Annotated in this window: 7 protein-coding genes and 2 pseudogenes; 7 read left to right on the top strand and 2 right to left on the bottom strand. The window is 66.5% G+C overall.

Annotation, left to right across the window (positions count from 1 at the left end):
• Positions 1-7: 7 nt before the first annotated feature.
• From QM789_RS21340 to QM789_RS21330, 3 genes and pseudogenes are all read left to right on the top strand, one after another.
• Positions 8-1,306: pseudogene (locus tag QM789_RS21340) on the top strand (lactate permease LctP family transporter); the annotation flags it as partial.
• Positions 1,307-1,349: 43 nt separating this feature from the next.
• Positions 1,350-1,637 (top strand): L-lactate permease, encoded by a 288-nt coding sequence (locus QM789_RS21335; RefSeq protein WP_420353829.1) that lies wholly within the window; start codon positions 1,350-1,352, stop codon positions 1,635-1,637.
• A 185-nt stretch (positions 1,638-1,822) separates the two neighbouring features.
• A complete protein-coding gene (locus tag QM789_RS21330) occupies positions 1,823-3,946 on the top strand; it encodes a TonB-dependent siderophore receptor (protein WP_420353828.1) in 2,124 nt (707 codons plus the stop codon).
• A 143-nt stretch (positions 3,947-4,089) separates the two neighbouring features.
• Here the strand turns inward: QM789_RS21330 and QM789_RS21325 are convergent.
• Positions 4,090-4,637 (bottom strand): annotated as a pseudogene (locus tag QM789_RS21325) (IS5/IS1182 family transposase); the annotation flags it as partial.
• 745 nt (positions 4,638-5,382) lie between these two features.
• Positions 5,383-5,592 carry a hypothetical protein gene (locus QM789_RS21320; protein WP_420353827.1) on the bottom strand — a complete coding sequence of 70 codons (210 nt, stop codon included), beginning with the start codon at positions 5,590-5,592 and terminating at the stop codon, positions 5,383-5,385.
• A 133-nt stretch (positions 5,593-5,725) separates the two neighbouring features.
• Here QM789_RS21320 and QM789_RS21315 point away from each other — a divergent pair, with 133 nt between their 5' ends.
• From QM789_RS21315 to QM789_RS21300, 4 genes are read left to right on the top strand one after another with little or no spacing between them, the layout of a single operon-like run.
• The gene (locus QM789_RS21315) at positions 5,726-7,693 is read left to right on the top strand and encodes a TonB-dependent receptor domain-containing protein (protein ID WP_420353826.1); all 1,968 of its coding nucleotides are present in this window, start codon (positions 5,726-5,728) and stop codon (positions 7,691-7,693) included.
• 4 nt (positions 7,694-7,697) lie between these two features.
• Positions 7,698-11,453, top strand: coding sequence for a cobaltochelatase subunit CobN (cobN, locus tag QM789_RS21310; protein ID WP_420353825.1), 3,756 nt, complete (start codon positions 7,698-7,700; stop codon positions 11,451-11,453).
• Positions 11,450-11,914: a MotA/TolQ/ExbB proton channel family protein gene (locus QM789_RS21305; protein WP_420353824.1), complete on the top strand. Its 465-nt coding sequence runs from the start codon at positions 11,450-11,452 to the stop codon at positions 11,912-11,914. Before cobN ends, QM789_RS21305 begins: the two co-directional genes overlap by 4 nt.
• Positions 11,914-12,219, top strand: coding sequence for a DUF2149 domain-containing protein (locus QM789_RS21300; RefSeq protein ID WP_420353823.1), 306 nt, complete (start codon positions 11,914-11,916; stop codon positions 12,217-12,219). Before QM789_RS21305 ends, QM789_RS21300 begins: the two co-directional genes overlap by 1 nt.
• The last annotated feature ends 129 nt before the right edge of the window (positions 12,220-12,348 follow it).

Genomic DNA, 12,348 nt, shown 5'->3' with positions numbered 1-12,348 from the left:
CCCCCGCATGTGGCAACAAGTCTACGATCCGACCGGAAACGCATATGAATCTGCTCTCGTGGCGGCGCTTCCGATCCTGTTCTTCCTCCTCGCCCTGACCTTGCTGAAGATGAAGGGGCTGACCGCCTCGCTGATCTCTCTCGGTCTGGCCGTCGCTGTGGCATGGCTGTTCTTCGGCATGCCGCTGCCCGCGATTGCCGGGGCGGGCGCCCTGGGCGTGCTGAACGGGCTGGTGCCGATCGGATATATCATCCTGATGGCGTTCTGGCTCTATCGCATCGCTCTGGCGAGCGGCAATTTCGACGTGATCCGCGCCAGCATATCCGTCATTTCGGACGATCAGCGCATTCAGGTGCTGCTGATCGCCTTTTGCCTCGGCGCGTTTCTGGAGGGGGCGGCGGGATTCGGCGTCCCGATCGCGATCTGTGCCGCCCTGCTGGTGGAACTGGGCTTCAAGCCGCTGAAGGCGGCCATGTTGTGCCTGATCGCCAATGCCGCGCCGGCGGCCTATGGCGCGATCGGGATTCCCACGCTGGTGGCCGCGCGTCAGGGCGGGGTGGAGCTGAGCGAACTCGCGCAGATGCTGATGGTCACGCTGCAACTCGCCAACCTGTTCGTTCCGTGGCTTCTGGTCGCGGCGCTGGATGGCTGGCGCGGCATCCGCCAGACCGCCCCGGCGCTTGTCATCGTCAGCGTCCTGTTCACCGTGGTTCAAAGCGCGACGCTTCTGTTCGTCGGGCCGGAGCTTGCGGATTTCTTTGCCCCGGCGGCCTGCATCGCGGCGCTGGCATGGCTCATGCGGCGCTGGTCTCCGGCCGAAACCTATCGCGAGGACGGCGCCGCCGTGGCGGGGACCGGTGCGCCTCTGTCGCCCGGTGGGGTGGCGCGGGCCTGGCTGCCCTTCGCGCTGCTCGCGGCGATGATCCTGCTCTGGAGCCTGCCGCCGTTCGGCGCGATGTTTGCCAAAGGCGGGGTTCTGGAGGGGACGGTGCTTCGCCTGCCGATCCCCGGCCTTGACGGGCTGGTGCAGGAACTGCCCCCCATCGCACCCGAGCCGCGCACGATTGCCGCCGTCTGGACGTTTTCGCCGATCGGGGCTTCGGGCACGGCGATCCTGCTGACGGTGATCCTGACCGTGCTGCTGGTTCCGGGGGCGAACTGGACGATGGCGCGGGCGCAACTGGGCAATGCGGTTGCCGCCTTGTGGCGCTCCATCGCGATGATCTGCATCATCATGGCCATGGCCTATATCGCCAACTATTCGGGCGGAACCTCGACCATTGGCCTCGCGCTGGCAACGACGGGCGCGGTGTTCCCCCCTGATCTCGCCGCTCCTCGGCTGGCTGGGGGTGCTGATCACCGGATCGGTGGTGAATGCGAACACGCTGTTTGCCTATCTGCAATCGGTTACGGCGCAGCAGATCGGCATCAGCCCGGCGTTGCTGGTGGCGGCCAATGTGGTCGGCGGCGTGATGGGCAAGCTCATCTCGCTCCAATCCATCACCATCGCTGCCGCGGCGACGAATCAGGTGGGGCAGGAATCCCAGATCCTGCGCCGGACACTGGCCTATAGCCTCGGGCTGGTCGTGGCGGCGGCGGTTCTGATCTTCGTGCTGTCCTTCGTCTTGCCGGGATAGCCGCGTGACCGGGTTGGCTATGGGGGTTTGCTGTCCAGCACAGCGTTGTTCTTGCGCGGACGTCGTGGCCCGATCCTAAATCCCCCCCCCCGGATTGCTTCCGTAGCTTGCGGGTTGATCCGGCGGGCTCCTGGGTATAGTTGATGGAAAAGCTCAGTTTCTTATCGTGACAGGAAATCCGTCTCATGGCTCGCATCCGGCCCGCGCTGGCATATACCTCGATCCTGACAGGCAGCTGTCTCCTTGCAATCGTGCCGGCGCGGGCGCAGGAGGCCGAGCCGCAGATGCTCGACACCATCACGATCGGCGCCAGCTATGAGACCGAGGGCACCGGCAGCTATACCACCGGGCAGATCAGCGTTGGCGACAAGGACACCCGCGCCCCGCGCGAGGTGCCGCAATCGGCCACCGTGCTGACCCGCGAGCGGCTGGAGGACGGCAATTTCACCTCGCTCGACACGGCGATGCGCAAGACGCCGGGCATCGTGGTGATGACCAATGACGACGGGCGCTCGTCGCTCTATTCGCGCGGGTTCGAATTCGACTCGCTCTATCTGAACGGGCTGCCGACGCCGCTGTCGAGCATCTACGGCACGCAGGCCGACATGGCGACGGTCGATCACGTCGAGATCCTGCGCGGGCCTTCGGGGCTGTTCACCGGCTCGGGCGAACCCGCCGGGGCGATCAACATGCGGCTGAAGCAGGCGCAGGCCGAGCCCGCCTTCCGCTTCAGCGGCGAGGCCGGTTCGTGGAACAACCGCCGGGTCGAGGCCGATGTGACCGGCAAGCTGAACGACAGCGGCACCCTGCGCGGCCGGTTCGTCGCCGCCTATGGCGACAAGGACAGCTGGGTCGATGACGTCACGAACAAATCCCGCGTGCTTTACGGCACCATCGCCGCCGACCTGACGCCGGACACCACGGCGACCTTCTCGATCAACCACCGCGCGCGCGAGATGACGCCGTTCAACGGCCTGCCGACCGCTGCGGATGGCAAGCTGCTGGACCTGTCGCACAAGACCTTCACCGGCGCCGACTGGAACCACTTCGACAACAATGTCACCGATTACATCGCGGAACTGGAGCATCGTTTCGCGGATGGCGGGCATGCGAAGCTGTCGGTGCTGTATTCCACGGTCGATGCGGATTTCCTCTATGGCTATGCGGCGGGCGCGGCGGTGGGCGATACCGTCAACGGCATGCGCTACCTCTACCGCGATTACGCCGAAGACGCGCTGTCGCTCGACGCCCATATCAGCAAGCCGCTTGATTGGGCCGACAGCAATGTGATCGTCGGCATCGACCACCGCCGCGACAACAGCACCACGCTGAACGGCACCGGCATGATCCCGGGCAGCTTCGATCTGCGGAACTGGAACACCGCCGTTCCCCGCCCCGATGCCCGCTTCGCCACCCGCGAAGAGGCCGACATCCACCAGACCGGCCTTTATGGCCAATGGCGGATCAAACCCGCCGCGAACTGGACCCTGATCGCCGGGGGCCGCGTGAGCTGGTATGAGGGCGAGGTCCGCAGCACGAGCCTGTCGGATGGGTCGGTTACGACCGGCAAGGTCAGCGAAAACGGCGAATTCACCCCCTATCTGGGCGCGATCTTCGACATCGACGCCACGACCTCGGCCTATGCCAGCTATACCGAGATCTTTCAGCCGCAGAGCGAGACCGATGCCGCGGGCGGCATGCTGAAACCCCGGACCGGGCGGCAATACGAGCTGGGCCTGAAGTCCGAGGTGCTGGCGGGGGTGAATGCCTCGGCCGCGCTGTTCGACCTGAAGGACGAAAACCGCGCCGTGGGGGATATGGACAACCCGGGTTCGTCGCTCGCGTTGGGCAAGGCGCATATGCGCGGGCTGGAGCTTGAGGCCAGCGGCTCGCCCCTGCCGGGATGGGAGCTGACGGCGGGCTATACCTATACCGACACGGATTTCGAGCGCACGGAAATGGCCTCGGGCGCCGAATTCTATTCGCCCCGGAACATGGTGCAGATCTGGTCGAAATACCGGTTCCAGCAGCCGGGATGGGACCGGCTGCAACTGGGCGGCGGGATCAAGGCCTTCAGCGGCTTCAAGAACGTCACCCGCCGCGCCGGAACCGCCAGCCCGATCGAGGCGCCGGGCTATGCCGTGGTGGACCTGATGGCGAGCTACGACCTCACCGAGTCGGTGACCGCCTCGCTCTCGGTCAACAATGTCTTCGACAAGGATTATTACGAACGCGTCGGCGGCACCTCGGTCTTCAACTTCTACGGCGAACCCCGCAGCATAACCTTCAAACTCTCCGCAAAATTCTGAGACAGAAGGATCCCGGAATGGGGGGCATGTCCAGCATGGCCCCCCATGATCGCTGAGGGCGTCGCCGGGTCTATGCCCTCAACTGTTCGTAGGGTTGGCTTCCTGAAAACACCAAGCTGAATTAGTCGGCTCTGAACAAGGCATCAGGCTATCGTCATCTTTCGGGGCTCGGTGGCCTTCGCGATGATGATTCCGACGATCAGATGGGTGATCCGGCGCCAAAGCGCCCTTGTTGTGGCCGCAGGCGCAGAGCCGTGAGGTACCGCAGCACTGGTTCAAGCGATACGCCGAACGAAGATGGCGTCACCGATCCTGCCGTTCAGGGGACATCTGGCCACTCTGCCGTCTGATTTCATGTGCCCGATTTCCGGCTCGATGGCGCTGCGCCGTTTCAGGGTTTCGCCAGCACCGGGGCGTTGCCGCGCCGCTGGCCGCGGATCAGGACATGGGTGGTCTCGACGCCATCGCGGTCCACGACGGCAAGGGTGGGCCGCGTGGGGATCAGGATTTCGACCTGCTCCAGCGCCAGGGTGTGGCCGTCATAAGGATTGCCCGGAACGCTGCGGGCGCCAACGATAAAGCCGCCGTCGAGGGTGGTGGCGAGGCCGACCCTGGTGCCGAATTCGTATCGCACCCGCGCCTTGCCCTTGGAGAGGCAGTCGACTTCGGGTTTGTGCAGGGAATAGATCTTGCTCTTCGGCCCCCGCTACAGCAGGCGACCGACCGGCCAGAGTGGGTTGCGTCAATCATGATCTCGCCGGTCTCACCGCCCCCTTTCGCGAGGTCGACGAAGACGTGCCCGAACACCCCCAAATCGCTCCCGCGGATGAAGCGGTTGCAGATTGTCTTGTGCGGCCCGTAGCTTGCGGGCGCGTCCCGTCAGCGCAGACCGTTGCGGAGCGCGCCCTGATCACCCGTCGAACATCCACCTGCGGCACCCCGTGCGAGAGCGGAAAGAACGGTGAAATCCGCGCCATCTGATCCTCGGAAAGCAGAAACATATCACTCATCGCAGCGCCCCTCTGGGGCCGAAATTAAATCAGAGCGGCGCGGTCGCCGCAAAAAATCCAACAGGTCCAGCGCGGAGGTGCGGCGGTTTTGTTATTTTTAGTTCTCGCGCCGAATATAGAAGCGGTAATCGGGGGGGCCATGAAGATATCCCTTATACCCCAGGATCGCGCTGTGAGGTGGCTGGGGTGGTCGCCTCTCCTGCGGCATTCTCCGTTCGAGGGTTGCACCGGGTTGGCTGGCGCCGAACCTCAGGACTAGGGGGAGAGACCAGGTGCCGGAAGCGCGGATGTCCACGGAGGCGATATCGGTTGCGCGTGGCGATGAGGTGCGCCGCTGGGAAACGGTCCCACACCGCCCGGATCATCTCCGGAAGCTGGCGGCCAGTGGGGCACGGTGGCATTTCTGCTACGAAGCGGGTCCGGCCTTTACGCCAGCTTGTCGAGATGGGACGACTGTATCTTGGTGGGGCCATCGCTGATCCCGGTGAAGATGGGCGGCCGGATGCAGGCTTCGCCTGACTTCACCGTGATCCCGGTGACCGCTGCAAAATGCCAAAGCGTTGGCCATTGGTCGCCTGCGCGATTTGTTGAGGCATGATGCGCGCCCGTGTTGTGCACGGCTTCGTTCGGGATCATGACCGGGCACTGTCCGGCGGAACTGCTCGCGCAGCATAGCTCCAAGGAGTTCCGGGGCGGTTTGCGCCTTGCCCTCTGACCATGGGGCCGCTGATCAGATTTCTGCGATTGCATTATGTGATGATATTACATAATGCAATCGCTCGAACCCAACGGAGGCCGCCCATGTCCGCTCGAACTCTCTTTCTTCCGCGGAACGTCCGCGATCACGCTGGCTGCACTCATCGCCGGCCCGGTGACGGCGCAGGAGGCGGTGACGCTCGACACGCTCGTCGTCACCGCGACCGGAACCGAACGCAACCTGCGCGACGTTCCGGCCAGCATTTCGGTGATTGACGGCGAGGAACTGGAACGGCGCCCTGTCCATGATCTCGCCGACGCGCTTCAGGGCACGCCGGGGGTGACGGTGAGCAGCGTCGGCCTTGGCAATCGTGGCATTTCGGTGCGCGGGATGGATACCGATCACACGCTGGTGCTGATCGACGGGGCGCGGCTGTCGAATTCGGCCTCGGCGGTGGCGCATTCGGATTACGAACTGGGCTGGATCCCGGTGACGGCGATCGACCGGATCGAGGTGGTGCGCGGGCCGATGTCGGCGCTCTATGGCTCCGAAGCTCTGGGGGGCGTCGTCAATATCATCACCCGGCGGCCCACCGATGAATGGCGCTCCGCCCTTACGCTGAACGGCGCGGCGACGGGGCACGGGCGGGGCGGTGATCAGGGGGGGATCGCGTTCCATACCGGCGGGCCACTGGTGCCCGGGGTGCTTGGGCTGGGCTTATGGGTCGAACAGCGTAACCGCGAGGCGCTGACCTCGGAGAGCGAACCGCAAGCGACGTCGATGGGCGAGGAAAAGGCCAGCATGGCGGGGGTCGGCCTGACCTGGACGCCGGATGACCGCCAGCGCATCGACCTGAGCCTGGGCGCGGGCTATGAAACCCGCTGGGGCGATGTGGTTTCGGCGCGCGGGGCCTATCGGTCGGAGGACAAGATCCGGCGCAACCGCCTGATGCTGTCGCATGAAGGCGCGTGGGGCTGGGCGGACAGCCGGTTGCGGCTGACCCGGACCGAGCTTGACCGCAGCAACCACCGCAACGATGGCGCGGAGGCGTCGCGTCCGCATCGGCTGACCGATACCACGCTCGACGGCCATCTGGCCTTTGCGTCCTGGGGGGTGCATCAGGCCACGCTGGGCGGCGAGATCCGGGAGGAGACGCTTACCGATCAGACGGTGAACACCCGGGGCAAGGCCCGCCAGACCCATTACGCCGCCTTCGTTCAGGATGAAATCCGGCTGGGCAACGGGGTGGAGCTGGTCTTCGGCAGCCGCTTCGACCATCACGAGACCTTCGGCTGGGAAATCAGCCCGCGCGCCGCGTTGCTGTGGCATGCGAACGAGGCGCTGACCTTCCGTGCGGGGGTGGGCAAGGGGTTCCGGGCGCCGACGCTCAAGGAACTGTCGCCCGAATATCGCGCGCTGGCGGGCGGCGGGCGGTTCACTATCATCGGCAACCCGGACCTGGAGCCGGAAACCAGCGTGACGGCGGAACTTGGCGTGGATTACGCGGGGCAGGGCTGGCGGCTGACGGCGACGCTGTTTCAGAATGACGTCGACAATCTGATCCGGACCACCTGCCTGACCGGCTGTGCCGCACCGCGCGGGGCGATCTGGAGCTATGACAATGTGGACAAGGCCCGGATCCGGGGCGCCGAACTGGGCGGTGATGTCGAACTGCGCCCGGATCTGCGGCTGCGCGGGAATTACACCTATCTTGACGCGGTGAACCGGACCGATGGCGGGCAGCTGACGGGGCGGCCGCGCCATGCCGCCACGGCGGAACTGGACTGGCAGGCGACCGAGGCGCTTTCGGCGGTGCTGCGGGTGCAATATGTGGGCGTGCAGAAGACCTCGACGGGCAGCGGCCGGGCGCCGTCCTATACGATGGCCTCGGTGTTCGGCGAATATGCGGCCAATGAGGCGACGGCGATCCGCTTCGGGGTGGAAAACCTGGGCGACGAGCGGCTGGCGGATGAGAATGCGGCCTATGCGCTGGCCGATCCGGGGCGGCGGCTGTTCCTTGGCCTGACGACGCGGTTCTGAACCGATGCGCGGTGTTTTCTGGCTGCTGGCCGTTCTGATTGTGGCGATGACCCCGGCGCTGGCGGACGAGCGGCCGCTGGTGCGGTTCCTGACCTCGGATTTCGTGCTGCCGGGCAAGTTCCGCGCGCTGGAGCCGCTGGCCGCCGCGGAGGGGGTGCGGATCGAAACGGGCGGGGAGGCACCGTTGCGCGGGGCGGATCTGGTCGTGCTCGACGTTCCCCGGCCCAGCGATCGGGCACAGGTCGAGGCCGCGCTGGAAGGGCAGGCGGGCGACAGCCCCCGGCTGACCGTCGGCGGCGGGCGGCCCGACTGGCAGGGGCTGACGGAACAGGATGCCACGCGCCTTGCCGGTTGGTATGCGGCGGGCGGGGCCGCGAATTACCGGCAGTTCTTCCGCTATGTCGCCGCCCTGGCGCGGGGGGCGGAGCGGGAGGGCTTTCCCGATCCGGTGCCGTTGCCGGAAACCGGGATCTATCACCCCGATGCGCCCCGGATCTTTGCCTCGGTCGCCGAATACCGCGACTGGCGGGGCATCGCGGCGCGTGGGACGGTGGGCATCCTGATCAGTTCGGGCGCCGTGTCGGGCCTGCAAAGCGGGGTGGAGGATGCGCTGATCCGGGCGATCGAGGCGGAAGGGCTGCTCCCCGTCGCGTTCTGGGCACCGGTCGGGCAGATGCCGGAGGGGCTCGATGCGCTGGTGATCCGCACCCATGCGCAGGGCGGCGAAGCCTTTGCCGCGGCGCTGCGGGGGATGGATGTCCCGGTGATCCAGACCATCGGGTATCGCGGCGGCACGCCCGAGGCATTCCGCGCCGCGCAAAGCGGGGTGGCACAGGGCACGGCGGCGATCTTCCTTGCCGGGGCCGAGGTCTGGGGGGCCTCCGATCCGCTGGTGCTGATGGCGGTCGAGGATGGCGCGGAGGTGGTGATCCCCGAACAACTCGCCGCGCTGACCGGCAAGCTGCGCGCGCTGGTGGCGCTGCGGCACAAACCGGCGGCGGAGAAGCGGCTGGCCCTGATGTTCTGGAACTATCCGGCGGGGGAGAAGAACCTGTCGGCCTCCAATCTGAACGTGCCGCGCAGCATCGAGGAAATCACCACCCGGCTGGCGCAGGCGGGGTATGGCGTGACACCGCTGAGCGAGACGGCCGCGATCGAAGGGGCGCAGGCGCTGCTGGCCGGGATCTGGCGCAGCACCCCGCCCGAAGACCTGCTGGCAAAGGATCTGGCGGTGGCGCTGCCGGTGGCGGACTATACCGCCTGGCTCGCCACCCTGCCCGAGGACCGGCGCCGCGAGATGCGCGCCTCTGGCACGCCGGAGCGGCATTGGGCGGTGCGCGAGGTCGATGGCCGTCCCGCCTTCGTCATTCCGCGTCTCAGCCTCGGCAATCTGGTGATCCTGCCGCAGATGCCGCGCGATGCCCATGGCGGGCATTACCACGATACCGCCAGCGCGCCCGATCACCTCTATCTCGCGGCCTATCTGTGGCTGCGGCAGGGGTTCGGGGCGGATGCGCTGATCCACCTTGGCACCCATGGCACGCAGGAATGGCTGAAGGGCAAGGATCGCGGGCTTTGGGCGGGGGATTATCCTTACCTCGCCGTGGGCGATGTGCCGGTCTTCTATCCCTATCTTCAGGACAATGTGGCCGAGGCGATGCAGGCAAAGCGCCGGGGCCGGGCGGTCATCATAAGCCATCAGACCCCGCCCTTTGCCCCCGCCGGGTTGCACGACGACCTGCGCGACCTGCATCATCTGATCCATGAACATGCGCAGCTCGAACCCGGCCCGGTGCAGGACAAAGCCGCCCGGCGGATCCGCGCCGCGGTGGAGGCGAGCGGGATCGGCGCGGATATGGGATGGGACACCGCGCGGATCGACGCCGATTTCGCTGGCTATCTGGCCGAACTGCACGACCACCTGCATTTCCTCGCGCAAAGCGCGGTGCCACTGGGGCTGCACAGCTTTGGCCGCGCGGCGGAGCCGGAGCATCGGCTGGTCACAGTGATGCAGCAGTTGGGCGCGCCGTTCCTGTCGCGCTTCGGCATGGATGCGGAACCGTTCAGCGACGATCCGGCGCGGATCGGAGAAAGCGCCCCGGTCGCCATGTTGCGCGGCTGGCTGCGGGACGGGCAGGGGGTGGGGGATCCGCTGCGGGCGCGGGCCGCCGAACTCGATGCCGCCCTGGCCGAACCGGGCGAGGTCGAGGCGCTGCTGGCGGGGCTTGCGGGGCGGTTCGTCCTGCCCGGCGCAGGGGGTGATCCGGTCCGTGATCCGGAGATCCGCGCCGGGCGCAACCTTTATGCCTTCGAGGCCGACCGCATCCCGGCCGAAAGCGCCTATGCCGCGGGCGGCGAGGCGCTGGCACAGGTCATTGCCGCCTATGCACAGGGGCATGACGGCGCGGCACCGGAAAAGCTCGCCTTCAGCCTCTGGGCCTCGGAGGCGATCAGCCATCTGGGCGTGACCGAGGCGCAGATCCTCCACGCCCTCGGCCTGCGCCCGGTGCGCGATCGCGCGGGCCGCGTCACCGCGCTGGACATCATCCCGATGGCGGAGCTTGGCCGCCCCCGGATCAACGTGGTGGTTTCGGTCACCAGCGTCTACCGCGATCAGTTCGACGGCTTCATGCGGCTGCTCGACGGGGCGATCACCCGGCTGGCGGCGCTGGACGAGCCGGGCAATCCGGTCGCCACCAACAGCCGCCGCATCGCGAAAGGGCTGATCGGGCAGGGTACCGCGCCCGATGACGCCGCGCGGTTGTCGCGCTATCGGATCTTCAGCAATTCGCCCGACACTTATGGCTCTGGCGTCAGCCATGTGACGCTCAATTCCTCCGGTTGGGAGGATGAGGCGGTTCCGGCGCAGACCTATCTCGACGGCACCCGCCATGCCTATGGCGCCGGAGCCTGGGGCGAGGCGCCGAAGGGCGTGAACCTGTTCGCCGAGCAACTGCGCGGCAGCGATGCGGCGATCATGTCGCGGTCGTCGAACCTGCATGGCGTGCTGGGCAGCGATCACCCGTTCGAGTTCCTCGGCGGGCTGGCGCTGGCGATCCGGCATCTGGATGGGCAAAGCCCCGATCTCTTCATCTCGGACCTGCGCCGGGGCAGCCCGCGTACCGCGACGCTGGCTGCCTTCCTGTCGGACGAATTGCGGCTGCGTTATCTCAGCCCGCAATGGATCACCGCGATGCAGGCCGAGGGCTATGCCGGGACGCTGGCGGTTCTGGACGGTACCAACAACCTGTTCGGCTGGCAGGTGACCGCCCCCGAAAGCGTGCGCGCCGATCAGTGGCAGGCGATGTTCGACACCTATGTGAAGGACAGCAACGATCTGGGCATCGACGCCTGGTTCGAGGCGCATAACCCCTCGGCGCAGGCGCAGATCATCGCCCGCATGGCCGAAGCGGTGCGCAAGGGTTATTGGGATGCGCCCGAGGACACCCGCCGCAAAATGGCCGAACGCTGGCAGGAGCTGAACGCCGATCCGGAGGTTCGTGCCGGAGAGGCGAAGGCCACGCGGGAGTTTCTGGCCGATCTGGCGGCGGGTTACGGGATCGGTGCGCAGGCTCCCGTTTCTGCGGGCGAAACCGTGCCCGAGCAGGTCAGCGGGCAGGTGCTGGAACCCGTTCCGCCGCCCGCAGGCGTGCCCGATCACCGGGCGCTTCTCGGGGCAGGGGCCCTGCTCGCGCTCGTCGCCCTTGGTGCCGGAATGCAGATCAGATCCAACCGTATCGCAGGCAGAAAGACCGAATGACCCTCTTTAAATCCACCCTTTACGAAATCTCCCGGCTGTTCCTGCTGCCGGTTCTGGGGCTGATCCTCGCCGCGCTGGCCTATGCGCTGGTATCGCTTGGTATGTTCCTGACCGAGGCGGCACAGCGGCGGCGCGGACACTGGCGGCCGGGCCTTGCGCGCGGGGCAGCCTCCTCGGCCAGCGACGATCTGGAGCTTGAGATCCTGCGCCGCACCGAATGGCTGCGGATCGTGTCGCGCGCGGCGCCGATGCTTGGTCTGGTGGCGACGATGATCCCGATGGGGCCGGCGCTGCTCGCGCTTGGCCGGGGCGATGCCGGAGGCGTGGCGGATAACCTCGTCGTTGCCTTTTCGGCGGTGATCCTCGCGCTGGTCGCGGCCTCGATCTGCTTTCTGGTGCTGACCGTGCGCCGCCGCTGGCTGCTGAGCGAATTGCGCGCGATCGAACGGGAGCGCGGCTGATGCGGTTTCTTGAGGCCGAGGATGACGATCCGATCCTGTCGGTGGTGAACCTGATCGACCTGTTTCTGGTGGTGATCGGGATCCTGATGATCGTGATCTTGCAAAACCCGCTGAACCCCTTTGCGGCGCAGAATGTGACCGTGGTCGAAAACCCGGGCACTGAACAGATGCGGATCACCGTGAAGAAAGGCCAGGAACTACGGCGCTATGAGGCCAGCGACGGCATCGGCGAAGGCGAAGGCATCCGCGCCGGGATCACCTATCGGCTCGACGACGGCCGGATGATCTATGTGCCCGAGGATTAGCCTGCGGTGGGCGTCCGGACATGTTTCATCAGCGTGCTCGGGGGCGATATGCGCCTTTGCATTTGGCGGAGGGCCTTTCTGTGCATGGGGCACTCCATATTCCTATGGTATCGCGGGGAGGCAGTCAGT

Source organism: Paenirhodobacter sp., assembly GCF_047600745.1.
Lineage (GTDB): Bacteria > Pseudomonadota > Alphaproteobacteria > Rhodobacterales > Rhodobacteraceae > Rhodobacter.
Note: the sequence above shows the minus strand (reverse complement) of the source record. Positions and strands in the feature narration are given on the sequence as shown.

Coding starts and splice junctions, on each gene's coding strand:
- QM789_RS21330 (WP_420353828.1), top strand. CDS start 1,823: ATGGCTCGCATCCGGCCCGCGCTGGCATATACCTCGATCCTGACAGGC.
- QM789_RS21305 (WP_420353824.1), top strand. CDS start 11,450: ATGACCCTCTTTAAATCCACCCTTTACGAAATCTCCCGGCTGTTCCTG.
- QM789_RS21300 (WP_420353823.1), top strand. CDS start 11,914: ATGCGGTTTCTTGAGGCCGAGGATGACGATCCGATCCTGTCGGTGGTG.
- QM789_RS21315 (WP_420353826.1), top strand. CDS start 5,726: ATGCAATCGCTCGAACCCAACGGAGGCCGCCCATGTCCGCTCGAACTC.
- QM789_RS21320 (WP_420353827.1), bottom strand. CDS start 5,592: ATGATCCCGAACGAAGCCGTGCACAACACGGGCGCGCATCATGCCTCA.
- cobN (WP_420353825.1), top strand. CDS start 7,698: ATGCGCGGTGTTTTCTGGCTGCTGGCCGTTCTGATTGTGGCGATGACC.